We start from the raw sequence: 15,153 nt of genomic DNA, 5'->3' as shown, positions 1-15,153 counted from the left end.
ATAATGCCCGGTTAGCGGCCGTTTTCACGGTAGCCGTTGGTTATCGGCATGCGGCGATCTTTGCCGAACGCCCGCGGGCTTATCTTTATCCCTATCGGTCCCTGACGCCGCTTGTACTCGTTCTGGTCCACCTTGCGGATAACCCATTTTACGTACTTCTCGGGCAATCCCTCTGAGATGAGATCATCCATGCTTTTCTCCGACTCGATATAGCCGTGTAGAATCTCGTCCAATACGGGGTAAGGGGGAAGGGTATCTACGTCTTTTTGGCCGGGTTTTAGCTCTGCTGACGGCTCTTTGTCGATAATACTCTGCGGTATGACCGGCCCGCTGGGAAGCGTGTTCCTGTAATTCGAGAGGTCGTATACGGTAGTTTTTAAAATATCTTTTATAACCGCAAAACCGCCGACCATATCACCGTATAGCGTGGTGTAGCCGACCGCTATCTCGCTCTTGTTGCCCGTTGCGATTACCAGCCAGTTGAACTTGTTCGAAAGGGCCATGAGGATCATACCCCTGATTCGCGGCTGCATGTTTTCTTCGGTAATGTCCTCTGGCAGGTCGTCAAAGGCCGGTTTCATTATTTCCTTCAGCGCGACGAACTCCGGTTCAATTGAGATGTTCAAGAGTCTGATGCCAAGGTTTGCGGCGAGGTCTTCTGAATCCTCCACGCTGCCGGTAGAGGAGTAGCGCGACGGCATGGTGACACCGACAACGTTGTCCGCTCCCAAGGCGTCGGCACAGATGGCGGCCGTCAGCGCGCTGTCGATACCGCCGCTCAGTCCGATGACAACTTTTTCAAACCCGTTTTTGCGAACATAATCATGTAAGCCGATCTTAAGCGCTTCGTAGATCTCAGCTATTGGCTCCAGGGTCGGCTCGATGATGGCGGTCGATGCCCGTTCTGCTTCAGACTGCGAAGCGAAATCATCTAGAGAGAAGCCATCTATAGTATGCTGTACGATGTTTTGTTTTTCGGGGCGATGCGTGCGCTGCCTGCGCTTGGGGTCGAAAAGGTGTTTTGACGATACATCCGATAGGTCCAAGTCCACGATCATCAGGTCTTCCTCAAACTGACGGCCCCGGGCAAGTATCATGCCGTTTGGGTTGGCGACGAGGCTTTGCCCATCAAAGACCAGCTCGTCTTGACCGCCAACCGCGTTTACATAGGCGATATAGATCTGGTTATCGTAGGAGCGCATCCCGACCATTTCCTCGCGAAGGAGGCCTTTCCCAAAGTGGTAAGGAGAGCTTGAAATATTAATGATAAGCTGGCATCCCGGCTCAAGCGCCTGGGCGCCCGTGGGGCCTTCGGCAAACCAAATATCCTCGCAGATATTTACCCCAAAGGTAAGCCCGTTTGCTTTGAACACCGGTATCTGCGAGCCCCGCTGAAAGTAGCGTACCTCATCAAAGACGCCGTAGTTCGGCAAGAACATCTTGTGATAGGTGGTTATGATTTTGCCGTTGTACATAACCGCGGCCGCATTGTAGAGGTCGTCGGTCATATCCGTAAACCCGACGATCGTAATGATGCCGTCCGATATGGGGGTCAGGGAATGCAGGGTTTTCGTCGTATCTTCGATAAACTTGGGTTTAAGGAGCAAGTCCTCTGGGGGATAGCCGCAGAGGGAAAGCTCCGGGAACGCCACGATCTGCGCCCCTTCTTCTTTAGCCCGCTTCGTAAAAGAGGCGATCTTTTCGGCATTACCCTTGAGATCACCGACCATTGTATTAACTTGTGCCAGCGCCAATCTAACCGTTCTAACCTTAAACACCCCATATTCTCTCGCAAGTCTGTTATAACTTATTATATCTTCATATAATATATCGCAATAATACCGGGTTTGTTAAATCTATATCCTGCGCGTGACCAGAATTGCGATATCATCGGTGAGGTGTCCGTGTGAGAACTCGAACGCGGCATCAAGGATGGAATCGGCGATTTTTTGTGCGGAAAAGTCGATGACCTGCAGAAGGGTCTCAACAAGGCGCTCTTCTCCGAAGAACTCTCCATCGGGGGAGCGTGCCTCGAGAACCCCGTCGGTGTACGATACCAGGAGAGTTCCGGGATTCATGACAACAGTGTTCTCCCTGTAATCGTATATGTCGAGAATGCCGACCGCCGGGTCGTTGGTGGCCATAACGATGCATGTTCTTTGGGTCTGATCGAGCAGGCAAGGGTAGGGATGACCGGCGTTTGTAAATGTTAAGAGCCCCGTTGTTGGGTCGTAGACCGCACAAAATGTCGTTATAAAAACCGCCCGTTCTACCTGGCGCTTAATAAACTTGTTCGTCTCGGTCATGGCTTGGGCAGGGGAGTGGTCCTGGTACAAATAGGCGCGCAGCACGTATTTCATCATCGACGTCGAGGATGCGGCTTCAATGCCCTTGCCGGAGACATCGCCGATCACCAGCGCGTAGCCTCCGTTGACATCATAGATGTCGTAAAAGTCACCGCCGACCACTGCTTCCTCGGTCGCCGACGAGTAGCGCACGCCGATCTCAATGCCCGGTATATCCGGAATATAGGTCGGCAGCATGCTGTGCTGCAGCGCATCCGATATATTGCGCTGGGCCTCGAAGAGCCTCGAGTTCTCTATCGCGATGCCAAGCTCGTTTCCAATCGATTCAAGCAGTGTGGCATCGCGCTCCTTGAATTTACCAACTTGTCTGCTGCCGAGGGCGAGTACGCCGATTATCTGGTTCTTTGACTTAATTGGCGCCCCAACCAGGCTTTTGAATGCTTCGTAAACAACCGATGCCTCGAACTCGGGATACTTAGCGAGGTCCTCGATTATAATCGGTCCTCCGGATTCTACAACCGCTCCAGGGAGCCGCTCGCCCACAGGTATCTCGAAGCTGTTTTTGACAAAGTAATCGCTGACACCCCGGTGTTTGATCATCTCGAGGACTTGGCGTTCTTCAACGAGAAAAAATATTGCCGCCGCATCGGCTTCGAGCAGCTCCAGGATACTGTCTATAGCGGTGTTGAGTACCGTATCGAGTTCAAGGGTTTGTGAGAGCACATTGGATAAGTTGTTTAAAATCGAAAGCTCTCTGGCCCTGCGCCGCGCCTCTTTCTCGGAGGCCTTCACGCTTTCAAAAAGCCGCGCATTATCAATCGCGATAGCGACAGTCGCAGCAATGGCTTCGAAGAACTCAAGCTGCTCTTTACCTTTGGGAGTTTCAGTCGGAAACAGCGCCCCCACACCGAGCGCCCCGATGCTTTTGCCCTTACTGATGATAGGTATCGAAATCATCGACCGGGCACCCAGCTTTAGCGCCTGTTCTTTGTTTGCGATCCTTGGGTCAGAGGGGATATCGTTTGCTATCTGGGGTTTTTTCTCGGCGATGGCGTATTCGTCCAGGCCGGAATACGGCCGCTCCACGACCGTTTTGAGAATCGTGTCCCGCGACGGTCCCTGATACTCGGCGATCCTGACCGAGCCGGACGCTTCGTCGTAGATCGCAATCCACGCCGCACTCACATCAAAGACGCTTTTTATAGCGCTGACCGCGCGCTTGAAAACCTCGTCGAGATTAAGGCCCGCGCTGATCGTCTGGCTGATCTCAAACAGCCTTGAAAGGCTTTTGGTTTTTTGCTCGGCGTTTGCGAAGAGCCTCGCGTTTTCCAGCGCAATAGCCGCCTGCCTGCCGATTCCCTCAAGGATGGTCCCATCCCGCTCGTCGAATTTTTTCTCCGGGTTTTTACTTGAAACCCAGAGCGTGCCTATGATCTTCCCCCGCTGGGTAAGGGGAATCATTAAAATCGCACGCAACCCCGCTTCGGCAAAGATCTGCATGCGTTGGGGGAGTTGTTGGTAGTCGTCAAGCATTAAGGATTTTTTCTGGCTGATAACAAGCCCGCTCATACTTTCGCCCAGCGGCACATCCACTTTTGATAGGATTTCGGGGAGGTTATAGATGAACGGGTACGTAACTACGCCCCGTTCCTCATCAAACAATCCTACGGCCCCCGCATCGGCCCCCGTCAACTCCGTGGCGTTGCTGGCAATCTTGCGCATGAGCTCGTCTAGTTTAAGTCCCGATGTGATATCGAGCGCCACACCCAGTAACGCCTGCAGATCCTTGCTTCTTCTTGTCAGCTCACCGGTTGACTCCCGCAGGGTTTCATAGAGTCGCGCGTTTTCAATCGCAACCGCCGTCTGCCTGGCCACTGCTTCAAGCAGGGTCGCCTGATGCCCGGAAAAACGCTTCTTCCCAGAGAAGCTGATGACCTCCATAACACCTATAATCCTGTTCTTACGGATAATAGGCGCAACTATCACAGCCTTGATCCCAGCTTTGACGAAGCCCTCGATGCTTTCCGGATAGGCGGGGTAATCATTTACGATAATCGTTTTTCTTTTTTCGATCGCCTCGCGCAAAGCCCCCCTGTTTGGCGGTATTTCCGCTGAAACTACCGCCTCAGGGGCTTTATACGGGTATCGTCGAACTACTGCGCCCTTCCGATCGATTATCGCTATCGTGCCGGCATCGCCATCGCAGAGGTCTGTGGCGTGGCGCATGACCTCGGGTAGGAGGCTGTCGATATCAAGCTCAGACGAAATATCCGCCAGGGCCGACAAGAGGGTATCAAGGTCTTTTCTCAGGTGCGAAGGCTCTGCTTTACTTGAAGAACCCGCCCGCCCTTCGTTCGAGATCGGTATCATCGCTGTTTTATGCCTCTTTTTCGCATAGAATAACGAGAACAACGAGATGTGTCCTACGTCACCGCTTTTTTCTGATTTAGCCTGTTATACCCATTTGTGCACCATTCTGTATCCTCATGATTTTCGAAAACTCAGCGTGCAAGCGTTTGAAAGGCGGCTAAGTGTGGTATATAGAAAATCTCTACTCTCTAATTTCTTTCGGTAGATGATGCGGAGTTGATATTTGAAAAGCGATTTATAACATTTGAAAGGAGATCGATATGGCTTACACTGCGAAAGATTACAGCAAACTTATTGGGATGGAGGGTTTTAGCGACACCCTATTAAATAATCACTTTACGCTGTACCAGGGGTATGTTACCAACACGAACAAGCTACTTGATACGCTGGCCACGATGCTCAACGCCGGCCAAACGGCGACCCCGGAATACGCCGAGCTAAAGCGCAGGCTCGGGTGGGAATTTGATGGCATGCGTCTTCACGAGTATTACTTTGAGAACCTGGGCGGACAGGGCTCGATCAACCCTGAGGGAGCGCTTGCTAAGAAGCTCGCAGGAGACTTCGGTGGTATTGACGCCTGGGAGAAGGATTTCAGGGCAACAGGCGCCATGAGGGGAATCGGCTGGGTGGTTCTTTACCAGGATAGCGCAACGGGCAGACTCATAAACTTCTGGATTAACGAACACGACACAGGCCATCCCGCCGGTTGCACGCCGCTCCTGATTATGGATGTATTCGAACACGCTTATATGGTCGATTACGGGATTAAAAGACCTGATTACATAGAGGCGTTCTTTAAGAACATTAACTGGCAAGCCGTCGAGGAAAGGCTTGGATAACGGCAATGGAGGTGTATCATGAGTTACACAAAAGACGAGTTAGCGATAAAACTAAGAGAGATGTACCGCGAAATCGATCAGCACGATCTTGATGTGAGTCTCGAATTCGATAACGACGAGAACGCGTGGGTAATCCACCTTGTCAAAGGGGAGCATGAACTCAAGACGTTTCTCAATAAGAAGGATGCCGACGAGTGTATGAACGGCATCAAGTGCGTTTACCTTGGCGTTCAAATCGGGCAATTCGTACAGCATTTCGAAGAAGACGAGGTCAAGTCCGAAGCATAACCATAACCTTTGCGTCAGTATTCTCAACGATAGGTAGCGGGAAATCTGAGGGAAAATAGAGGGAACAAGGGCAGTCTAAGCTGCCCTTGTTTTGTTCCCGATGAGACCCCTATTCGAGGGCTATGCCGCGCGTTTTTTAACCTCTATGACCGTCGAGTCGGTTGCCGTTTCCTGTGTTGCGATTACCGTCAAGCCATTGGCTTCGGCAAGGCTTGCAACTTGGCTAACCGGCTCATTCATGTTCTCCGGATTTACAACTATCGATGCCTCTTGTCCTGGAGAAAGTTCGTCGGCGATTTTGCTAAACGCATCCTCGAAAAACGCGGCAGGGTCTGGACCGTAATGCATTGATCTAAGATCATACCTCTCAACTGCCACTATTATCACCTCAGTTATGATAATTGCCGCATAATCTGAACTCTAAACGTGACTACTAAAAATCACTGTAGGTGTTCCGCCCACGCTGAGAAATACCTGCATTCTGCAATCCCTAAAGCCAAACTTTATGATACGCCATCTACCAGGCCAATTGCTAATCATGCTAGCTAAAGTGTTACTTAACTGTTGATGATGGCATTACCGCTGGTAGATAAGGTGCAGTGATACCAGGTCGCAATGTAAGGGCGTCAGGATTGCATGCAAGCGGTCATATGCTGATATGGAGGGCGATGATCATGCATGCAAAACGGTGTTCTATAAACCTAAACAATAGCTAAATAGATAAGTAATTTTGCCCCTAGTACCGGGCGAGGAGGCGTTTGAGGAAGTAGTACACCCACAGGTCGACAGAGCGGCCGAAATAGGGTACTATATCTATATACTCCTGGGGGTATATAGATATAGTGGAAGGGTCAAAGCAGGGCTTACCCTGATATAATATGATTTATTTGAAACTATAGTTTTTAGGTTCAAGCTTGTTAGTTTTAGTTTGTAAGCTTTAGAGGTATTGGGAGGCGCATGAATCAATTGAAAACAAAGAACCGGGGGATCAAGAAGCTACTGGCAAAACTAAATGAAAGCGCAAAACTACCATTCTTGTTTGCGCTGGTAATAGTCTTGACGTTTACCGTAGCGGCGTGCGACTCGCAGGATGAGCAAGTAAGCGGCGACTCGCAATCCGTGGCCGGCGGAAGTTCGGACCCTGCGCCGCAGTCTACCGATGCCCCAACGACTGCGACTACAGACCCGCAGATGGCCGTAAAGATCATATCGGTTACCTCGCCGGTTAACCCCGGGTCGACAGTAACGCTGTTCGCCCAGACCAAACCGGGGGCACTATGTGAAGTCAATACAGGCTACAAGTTAAGCGCTAATGAGGCTAAAACACTCTATCCAAAACAGGCCGAGACGAGCGGCCTTATATCCTGGACCTGGACCGTTGACTCGTCCGCAACACCGGGAAAATATGCCGTTACTATATCGGCAAAGGCGCTCGACGGTCGCACTGATACGGTCACAGCGCAGGCGCTCATGGAGATCAGCGCCCCATCAACGCAAGGGGCCACAACGGGGACGACCTGCAAGAAGTGAACCAGCTCATAACGACCGGTCGGTCGCGTTACGCAGAGAAAAGAACGGGGCATGATGTGCCTCGTTTTATTTTGCCTTCGTTTAACGAACCGTCGATTTGCACACAATACATGAGAACTACCGGGTAGCACGGTTTTGTATCGTCTAGCTTGCAGCTATATCGATGGAGGTATGGATCATGGAAAACGAACGTGCCGTTGTGGCGGTCGCCGGCGTTGAGTCGATTCAGGCAGTAGTACCGGAGGTCATCGAGCTTGCCGGGGGATTGAATGGGCTCGAGCCCGGCATGGTCGTTCTCATAAAGCCCAACGTGAACTCGGATGACCTGTTTCCGGCAACATCCAACCCGCAGACGATTGCAGCGCTCATCGACTATGTGAAGAAATATAACCCGAAAAAGGTCATAGTCGCCGACTCTTCAAACGTAAGTTACCTGCCCACGGTGCGATCGATGGGCACGCTTGGCATCTACCAGGCGGCCGCAGATGCCGGGGCCGAGGTCATCGGCTTTGAAGATGAGGAATGGGTCGAGGTGTCTCCACCCGGAGCGACTCACTGGCGTCGGTTCGAAGTGCCGAAGATGCTGTTGGAAGCGGATTACGTGATATCCCAATGCGTCGTAAAGACCCATTTCAAGGCGGTCTACTCAATGGCGCTTAAAAACTGGATGGGAGTAGTCGACCACCGTAGTCGTTATTCGATCCACATATCATCCCGCAATGTGTTCTACAAACGTGTTGCCGAACTCAACCTCGCCCGTCCTGCGGATTATGTCCTACTCGATGGGACCCGCGCTATGGTAAGCGGCGGCCCATTTAGCGGCGATGTCGTGGAAGCCGACCTTATGGTCGCCACGGCCAACCTAACGGCTGCCGATGCCACCGGCCTTGCGATTTTAAAATATCTCGGTACGGAGGAGAAGATTCAGAAGCCAAGGGTGTGGGACCAGCCGGTGCTTCGTCACGGGATAGAAATCGGGCTCGGCGCCGGTACAGGTTCTCAAATAGATCTCCTTAGTCACGACTTTGACGATGTAAACAGAATCAGCGATTACCTTGAAATCCCCGAAGAGCTAAGACGCACAGCATAGCAAGAGGTACAGCACCCATGCCGTTCGCTCGTGCGCGCCGCAGTTAATACTGCGTTCAATTGGTAAATCAGCGATGGTGTTGCTACCAACCCATTAAGTTTATTTCTGACCTCTGCGGATACACCCGGAAGTGATACAAATATGATATTAAGTTTGAACTCTCGCTTGCCGAATGACAAGGTTAGCACTTATAAAAGCATTTTATTTTTCTTATGTTAAGAGGAGGAGCAATAGATGGGCTTTATAAAGAAATGGATGAGCAAAGTAAAGCTGGGCACCCTGCTAACGGTTATTGTTGCCCTAACGCTTATCCCATTAGCAATCGCGAGCATTGTGGCGTATAAGGGCATGGGAGAAATGGGATTTAACGCCGAAGACCTGCAGGTGGATGCACAGTTACACCGCGATATAGCTGACCTAGATACTTTATCTCAGAGCTATCGTGTTAATGTTTACCAGTTGCTTTATTTAAAAGATAAGAGCTATATCGAAAAAGGAAAGGCGATAGACGCTGATTTAGAAAAGCTCAGCGATAAGTTGGATGCAGGGATCAAGAAGACATCCGACATAGACCCCAAATTGGTTGATGAGATTAAAGCAGCCAGAAAAGCATACCTAGATTCTGTAGAACCGATTCTTAACAACTATACTAATGAGCGATATGCAAAGGCACAGATACCTATAGCAGCAGCGGCACAAAATGCATATCTAAAAGCGCTCGATAAGCTCGATAGCTCTATCGAGAACAGCTTAAAGACTACGAACAACAATGTAGATAACGTTCAAGTAAGCTCAACCAGATTGCTGCTCATCGCGGTGCTCCTGGCGGTGTTGCTCACCGCAGGTATCATCCTCTTTGTGCAACTCGGCATCGTAAAACCGTTTAAAGGTATGTTCGGCCAAATCGAGCAGATGTCGCAGAAACTCGCCTCCTCAAGCCAAGAACTCTCCGCCAACTCGGACGCGATGACCCAGGCAACGACCCAGATCTCCTCAGCGATTAGCCAAGTGGCAACGGGAGCAGGGGACCAGAGCAAAAGCGCAGGCGATGCTGCAGGCATTGTCGAGCAGATATCAAATGCGGTTGTGCAAGTGGCAACAGGGGCACAGAACCAAGCGACAAGCGTCAACGAGACCGCAAGCGGTGTGAGCCAACTCATCGATGCCATCAACAGGGTCTCAGAGAGCGCACAGATGGTGGCAGAAGTCGTTGACGCCACCTCAACCGTCGCAGACAGAGGCAAAAGCGCGGTAGAAGAGACCGTCACCGGGATGCAAAGCATCAAAGAGACCGTTCTTGACTCCGCAGGCAAGATACAGACCTTAGGAGAGAAATCCAAACAAATCGGTGAGATCATCGAAGTCATCGACGACATCGCAGAGCAGACCAACCTCCTTGCCCTTAACGCGGCCATCGAGGCAGCCAGGGCAGGAGAGCACGGTAAAGGTTTTGCAGTGGTGGCAGATGAGGTCAGAAAGCTCGCCGAGAGAAGCGCTAAAGCCACAGGTGAGATCGCAGAGCTTATCAAGGGTATCCAGGATGAGACGATGCAGGCGGTCGAGGCCATGGAAAAAGGCACACATGAAGTGGAAAGCGGAGGCGAGCTTGCAGCCAACGCAGGAAATGCCATCGAAGAGATGATGGGCTCCATCATGCAGGTCATCTCCCAAATCGCTAAAGTCTCGGAGAATGCGGACCAGATGGCGGCGGCCTCCTCCCAGGTATCAAAAGCAATCGACCAGATCGCTGCAATATCAGAAGAGAACTCGGCCACCGCCGAGGAAGTCGCATCATCGACGAATCAGCTCGTCAGTGCCGTTGACTCGATCGCAGCCGCCTCAGAAGAAGCCGCAGCCTCAGCAGAAGAGGTCTCGGCCTCATCCCAGGAGCAGTCGGCCTCAGTTGAGGAGATCTCGGCCCAGGTGCAGTCGCTGGCAGGAATGTCCGAAGAACTCGATAAGCTCATAGCGAGCGTTAATATCTAGCACTATTGCATACTTCTTAAGGTGGCCCTCGGGTCGCCTTTTTATTTATCGTTTGCTGTGCTCGTGTAATCCTGCGGGTCGGTATAGTTGTACCCATCTACGCCGTTCGTGTAGGGGTTGTTCCAGGTGCCGTAAGGATGGGTACCGCCGTTGCTGTATGTAGTCGGTGTGACATCGCTGGGTCCTGTAGATGTATCGGTCGTCTGGGCTTCAAACCCCTGCACGGGCATCGATGATTCCTGGGATTGCACGGTGGGAGAGCTACCATTTGTATCAGGCAGTGCTGAGAGATAATCATATGCATACGCGGCGATGGAGAGGGCTGCGAGCAAAACCATAAAGATAGTAAGGAAAACGAAAAGCGTCTTTTTCTGTTTCATAGCGACACCTTAAGTCCTGGCAGATAGACTTATTACCCTCTCTCGATTCTAGCAAATCATACCAGTCTATAGAAGTGATAAAAGTTATAAAAGTCGCATCGAATGATGCCGATACATCACTTAATTGTCCTTGAAGATACCAAGCAGGTGGAACCCTATGCAGAAGAGCGGCACAGCCGTCAATAAACGCTTAAGCCTTTCAGTCAAGTTGATCTTGATCTCGGTGACCGTTATATCGGTCGTTTTTGCGTTTCACACCTATTTGTCATACTGCAACCTGGCCGCATCGATCGACGAGCAGTATAGAGCAAGCGCCAATTCAACTATTAAAACGGTGAACGCGGTCACCGATGCCAGGACAAATTTTACGGACCTTACGCTCAAGGACGAGGTCCTACGGCGCTATATGGCAAATACTGTGCTCTCCACTCTTATCGCCTTGCTGGTCATCGTGTTTCTTTTATACTCCGCGTTCAACAGGGAAGTGTTTAAGCCCCTGCAACAGCTCATCGAGGGCGCACATGACATCGCACAAGGTAACCTTGAGAAGCGCATCGACCTCGATAGAGCGGACGAGTTCGGGCAATTATCCTGGGAGTTCGATAAAATTACCGAAGCTCTTCAGCGAAAGGAAAAAGAGAACTCGCTCCTGAAGGAAACGCTGAAAGAAAAGCAAATCGAGACCGAGGCCAAGGCCTATGTAGATCACTTGACGCAACTTGAGAACCATCGTTCGTTCCAGATCAAACTTGAAGCCGAACTCAACCGTTCCTCGCGGCTGGAGACCCCGGCGTCGCTTCTCTTTTGCGACCTTGATGGGTTTAAAGCCTTCAATGATGCGCACGGCCACCTGCTCGGCGATAAAGTTCTCGTTGATGTCGCACAGACGATCAAAGACTCGATACGCGATTACGATGCCGCATCCAGATACGGCGGGGAAGAGTTTGCGATCATTCTGGCGAATACCGATAGCGAAGCGGCAGTGCTTGTGGCGGAGCGGATCAGAGCAAAGGTCGAGAAATTGCAGTTCAACGCCAGAGAGGGTGTTTCTCACGTAACGATCAGCGTGGGTGTTGCTACCTATCCCAGGGATGCAAAGAGAAAAGAGCTGTTAATAGCCGCATCCGACTACGCCATGTACGAGTCAAAAAACCGCGGTGGAAATGCCGTTACACTGTTTAAATCCTCCGACGATGCATCTGAGGAACAGGCTTCCTAGAAATACCCTTCCAATCTCTTATTTTCCTCCTTAGAGTGCGCCTTGTTTATCACCATAAACCTTGCCTAGCATCCGAGTCCTCTGTGATGGTATGATAACTTACATCCCGCCAACCGGAACGATTTCGGCAGATTTAGAACTCTTAAAATGTTTAAGCCTGTAAGACGCACAAAACCAAAAGTACCTGAAACATCTAAACCATGCATAAGGAGGTGTATTTAGCTGAACCATCTAAAAAGCTTCAAAGTACTCATCACACTGTTACTCATAATCGGGGTTGCTGTTATTGGAATAGCGGTATCTGGTTGTGAGACTAAGACAGAATCAATCAAAGAGTCGGAGGTCGTCAAGCTTGAGCGACCTGACGTTGTTAAATCGGGAGATGAAGCACTGCAATTGCTGAAGGAAGGCAATGCAAGGTTTGCGGAAGACAAGCTTGCTGAAAAGGACCTCGGTGGGAGCAAGCGTGAAGAGCTGGTAAAAGGACAAAAACCATTTGCGATAATCCTTGGATGCTCTGATTCGCGCGTTCCGCCGGAAGACGTTTTTGATCAGGGGCTTGGGGATTTATTTGTAATTCGCGTTGCGGGAAATGTGGATGATACGATTTCCTTGGGTAGCATCGAATATGCTGCCGAGCATCTCAACGTACCGTTGCTTGTCGTTATGGGACATAGCGGGTGCGGTGCGGTCCAAGCAACGGTTGAGGGTGGTGAAATCCCACCGAACATAGGCGCAATCGCTTCCAAAATCGAGCCATCTGTTGAAATCGCAAAATCCAGGGATAAAGAAGAATCTGCTATTATCGAGGACGCCGTCGTTGAGAACGTCAAGGCGGTCGTCAAGGACATCGAGGCCAACAGCCCGATCGTCAAAGAACTCATCGAGAAAGGCAAATTCAAAGTCGTTGGCGCCAAATACGAGCTCGCTACGGGCGAGGTCGAGTTTTTGGAAGTAGACTAGGCGGGTTTAAAGACAACCAATAAGGAAGAGTTCAACAAAGGGGCGGATGGTTTCCGCCCCTTTGTTTATGATATGTGGCATGCAAGTTGAGCCTATGAGCTATCGCCTGATATGTGTTACACTGGTCGAAGCAAAAAATCAGGAGGTATCCATGGCTGACTACAAAGAGAGATTGCGGGACGTATTAAAAGAAAAAGCGGTAATTCTTGGAGAGGTTACTCTCTCGTCGGGAGAAAAGAGTACCTACTATATCGATTGCAGGAAGGTCACGCTGGATGCTGAGGGCGCATTTTTGATCGGTGAGGTGCTCTCCGATATGCTTGAGGACGCCGATGCAGTGGGCGGCTTAACGCTGGGCGCAGATCCGATAGCTACGGCCGTTGCCGTGAAGAGCTACGAAAAGGGCAGGCCGGTCGAGGCGTTTATCGTGCGAAAAGGGCAGAAGGCGCACGGGATGATGAAGCGCATCGAAGGGCCGATTGAGCCAGGCTCAAACGTCATCATTGTAGACGATGTTATAACAAAAGGCGGGTCAATCCTTGAAGCAATAGAGGCCGCCGAAAGTGAAGGGCACCACGTCATAAAGGCCATTTGTCTCGTCGACAGGCAGCAGGGCGGGAGCGATATCATTCGCGATAAGGGCTATAAGCTCGAGACGTTGTTTACTATCGCAGACCTGGGGATCAGCGCCGGCTGATACCCCTCACCGTACCCCCTACAGCTATAAATCTGGAATAATAATCCTGTAATTAAATACCTTGCGTTCGAGCAAGTGCTCGCAGTAATAGCAGAAATTGCACTTATCAAGTGCGAAAAGAGTTCAGCGTGTAGTTTTAAAACAGGCTAAAGGGCTTATTAACTGTTTACTTCCATTTTATTCGAGCTTAGTGTATAATACCCCGTATAGTATATTGTTAATATGCTGAGTATCAACAAACCGCGTGACTTACCATGTTGAGTGCGGAGGTGGTTACGGTCGCTATGGCCTTAGTTTAGAGCCTGGCCTGCGCAGTTAAACACAGGGAGGCGGTTTAGCGGGTTGTAGTAAGCGCATGCTGATGTGTTAATGTTTACCACAACCTTGCCGATTAACAAGCTAGAGACACTAACTACCAGCTCAGACATATAATTCGAAAATTCTAGCGATATGTATTGAATGGATTATAAGATTTTTAAGGAGGCTACTGAGCGTGAGCGAAGCTGAAGCACCTAAGAGAGCGACGATAGTCGCTTGGAGCGATGATCTAGATAAGGTATACCCACAACTTATACTGGCGACTACTGCAGCCGCCTATGACGTAGAGGTTACCGTATTCGTTACCTTCTGGGGTCTGTTAGCGTTCAAGAAAAAGAACCTTGGGATCACGGGCAAGGACTGGATGACGAAGATGATGGGATTTATGAAGAAAGGTCATACCAGCAGGCTTAAAATATCTCAGATGAACATGGGCGGCATGGGTACCTGGATGATGAGGAAGATCTTCAAGCACGAAAAGGTCGCGGAACTCGACACCCTCATTGAGATGGCGCTGATGTCGGGCATAAAGTTCATACCGTGACAAATGACTATGGATGCTTTTGGATTAAAGCAGGAAGACTTAATCGATGGTATGGAACCGGCCGCCGGTGCATCAATGGCGATAGCGTCGGCTCTCGATTCGCAAATCAACTGGTTCATTTAATCAGGTAATCAGATATAACAGTGCACTAAAGTGCATTAGCAGTGTAAATCATAGACTAGCCGGGAAACCGGTGTCGGAGAACACATAATGTGTAGCCGGCACCGGTCTTTATTTTTCCTTGCTATTTGTTTTGTGTTTTAGCCCTCGACGTCTTGGACTTGTATTTCGAAGCGCAGTGTTTTACCGGCAAGAGGGTGGTTGAAATCGACATCGACGTGATCGGAGTTGACATCGGTTATGATGCCTACAAACATGCTTCCGTTATCGCTCATGGCCTGGAGCTGCATGCCGACCTCGGGTTCGACGTCTGCAGGTAAGTCTTCTCGTGGGACGTGCATAAGCCGCTCTTCAGAGTACTCCCCGTATGCTTCCTCGGGCTCTACAACGACCTCTTTCTTATCGCCGGCGCCAAGGCCTTCAAGGTTCTTTTCAAGCCCTGGGATTATCTGTCCTTCGCCCTGGACGTAGACGAGCGGCTGATCCGGGGTCGTCTCATCTAC

13 protein-coding genes and 1 pseudogene are annotated in these 15,153 nt (G+C 50.5%); 9 read left to right on the top strand and 5 right to left on the bottom strand.

Annotation, left to right across the window (positions count from 1 at the left end):
- Positions 1-11 precede the first annotated feature (11 nt).
- Both ACYC56_RS02195 and ACYC56_RS02190 read right to left on the bottom strand, forming a co-directional pair.
- The gene (locus ACYC56_RS02195; RefSeq protein WP_461372544.1) at positions 12-1,778 is read right to left on the bottom strand and encodes an NAD+ synthase; all 1,767 of its coding nucleotides are present in this window, start codon (positions 1,776-1,778) and stop codon (positions 12-14) included.
- 78 nt (positions 1,779-1,856) lie between these two features.
- Positions 1,857-4,676 (bottom strand): GAF domain-containing protein, encoded by a 2,820-nt coding sequence (locus tag ACYC56_RS02190; protein ID WP_461372543.1) that lies wholly within the window; start codon positions 4,674-4,676, stop codon positions 1,857-1,859.
- Between the two features lie 260 nt (positions 4,677-4,936).
- Here ACYC56_RS02190 and ACYC56_RS02185 point away from each other — a divergent pair, with 260 nt between their 5' ends.
- Together ACYC56_RS02185 and ACYC56_RS02180 are read left to right on the top strand one after the other, a co-directional pair.
- Positions 4,937-5,515 carry a superoxide dismutase gene (locus ACYC56_RS02185; protein ID WP_461372542.1) on the top strand — a complete coding sequence of 193 codons (579 nt, stop codon included), beginning with the start codon at positions 4,937-4,939 and terminating at the stop codon, positions 5,513-5,515.
- Positions 5,516-5,533: 18 nt separating this feature from the next.
- Complete coding sequence (locus ACYC56_RS02180) at positions 5,534-5,803, top strand: hypothetical protein (protein ID WP_461372541.1); 270 nt, start codon at positions 5,534-5,536, stop codon at positions 5,801-5,803.
- Between the two features lie 120 nt (positions 5,804-5,923).
- Here ACYC56_RS02180 and ACYC56_RS02175 read toward each other — a convergent pair whose 3' ends face one another.
- The gene (locus tag ACYC56_RS02175) at positions 5,924-6,181 is read right to left on the bottom strand and encodes a hypothetical protein (protein WP_461372540.1); all 258 of its coding nucleotides are present in this window, start codon (positions 6,179-6,181) and stop codon (positions 5,924-5,926) included.
- A gap of 579 nt (positions 6,182-6,760) precedes the next feature.
- Between ACYC56_RS02175 and ACYC56_RS02170 the strand changes: the two genes are divergently transcribed.
- From ACYC56_RS02170 to ACYC56_RS02160, 3 genes are all read left to right on the top strand, one after another.
- Positions 6,761-7,333 (top strand): hypothetical protein, encoded by a 573-nt coding sequence (locus tag ACYC56_RS02170; RefSeq protein ID WP_461372539.1) that lies wholly within the window; start codon positions 6,761-6,763, stop codon positions 7,331-7,333.
- A 178-nt stretch (positions 7,334-7,511) separates the two neighbouring features.
- Complete coding sequence (locus tag ACYC56_RS02165; RefSeq protein WP_461372538.1) at positions 7,512-8,423, top strand: DUF362 domain-containing protein; 912 nt, start codon at positions 7,512-7,514, stop codon at positions 8,421-8,423.
- A gap of 234 nt (positions 8,424-8,657) precedes the next feature.
- Complete coding sequence (locus tag ACYC56_RS02160; RefSeq protein ID WP_461372537.1) at positions 8,658-10,409, top strand: methyl-accepting chemotaxis protein; 1,752 nt, start codon at positions 8,658-8,660, stop codon at positions 10,407-10,409.
- A 41-nt stretch (positions 10,410-10,450) separates the two neighbouring features.
- On the opposite strand, the gene ACYC56_RS02155 is transcribed toward ACYC56_RS02160, so the two are convergent.
- Positions 10,451-10,789, bottom strand: a complete 339-nt coding sequence (locus ACYC56_RS02155; RefSeq protein ID WP_461372536.1) for a hypothetical protein — start codon at positions 10,787-10,789, stop codon at positions 10,451-10,453.
- Positions 10,790-10,946: 157 nt separating this feature from the next.
- On the opposite strand from ACYC56_RS02155, the gene ACYC56_RS02150 reads away from it, so the two are divergent.
- The 4 genes and pseudogenes from ACYC56_RS02150 (at position 10,947) to ACYC56_RS02135 (ending at position 14,653) form a co-directional block, all read left to right on the top strand.
- Entirely contained in the window at positions 10,947-12,008 is a 1,062-nt protein-coding gene (locus tag ACYC56_RS02150; protein WP_461372535.1) for a GGDEF domain-containing protein, read from the top strand.
- A 396-nt stretch (positions 12,009-12,404) separates the two neighbouring features.
- A complete protein-coding gene (locus ACYC56_RS02145) occupies positions 12,405-12,971 on the top strand; it encodes a carbonic anhydrase (RefSeq protein WP_461372534.1) in 567 nt (188 codons plus the stop codon).
- A 151-nt stretch (positions 12,972-13,122) separates the two neighbouring features.
- Positions 13,123-13,668 (top strand): orotate phosphoribosyltransferase, encoded by a 546-nt coding sequence (pyrE, locus tag ACYC56_RS02140; RefSeq protein WP_461372533.1) that lies wholly within the window; start codon positions 13,123-13,125, stop codon positions 13,666-13,668.
- 493 nt (positions 13,669-14,161) lie between these two features.
- Positions 14,162-14,653 (top strand): annotated as a pseudogene (locus ACYC56_RS02135) (DsrE/DsrF/DrsH-like family protein).
- A gap of 137 nt (positions 14,654-14,790) precedes the next feature.
- On the opposite strand, the gene ACYC56_RS02130 reads toward ACYC56_RS02135, so the two are convergent.
- Positions 14,791-15,153 (bottom strand): FKBP-type peptidyl-prolyl cis-trans isomerase (locus tag ACYC56_RS02130; RefSeq protein WP_461372532.1); only part of this gene is annotated, 363 nt, incomplete at its 5' end.

This window comes from Candidatus Aquicultor sp. (assembly GCF_054640775.1).
Note: the sequence above shows the minus strand (reverse complement) of the source record. Positions and strands in the feature narration are given on the sequence as shown.

What these genes read in the sequence shown, in the direction of transcription:
- ACYC56_RS02160 (WP_461372537.1), top strand. Translation starts at nt 8,658, where the DNA reads ATGGGCTTTATAAAGAAATGGATGAGCAAAGTAAAGCTGGGCACCCTG.
- ACYC56_RS02185 (WP_461372542.1), top strand. Translation starts at nt 4,937, where the DNA reads ATGGCTTACACTGCGAAAGATTACAGCAAACTTATTGGGATGGAGGGT.
- ACYC56_RS02180 (WP_461372541.1), top strand. Translation starts at nt 5,534, where the DNA reads ATGAGTTACACAAAAGACGAGTTAGCGATAAAACTAAGAGAGATGTAC.
- ACYC56_RS02155 (WP_461372536.1), bottom strand. Translation starts at nt 10,789, where the DNA reads ATGAAACAGAAAAAGACGCTTTTCGTTTTCCTTACTATCTTTATGGTT.
- ACYC56_RS02190 (WP_461372543.1), bottom strand. Translation starts at nt 4,676, where the DNA reads ATGATACCGATCTCGAACGAAGGGCGGGCGGGTTCTTCAAGTAAAGCA.
- ACYC56_RS02150 (WP_461372535.1), top strand. Translation starts at nt 10,947, where the DNA reads ATGCAGAAGAGCGGCACAGCCGTCAATAAACGCTTAAGCCTTTCAGTC.
- ACYC56_RS02170 (WP_461372539.1), top strand. Translation starts at nt 6,761, where the DNA reads ATGAATCAATTGAAAACAAAGAACCGGGGGATCAAGAAGCTACTGGCA.
- ACYC56_RS02165 (WP_461372538.1), top strand. Translation starts at nt 7,512, where the DNA reads ATGGAAAACGAACGTGCCGTTGTGGCGGTCGCCGGCGTTGAGTCGATT.
- pyrE (WP_461372533.1), top strand. Translation starts at nt 13,123, where the DNA reads ATGGCTGACTACAAAGAGAGATTGCGGGACGTATTAAAAGAAAAAGCG.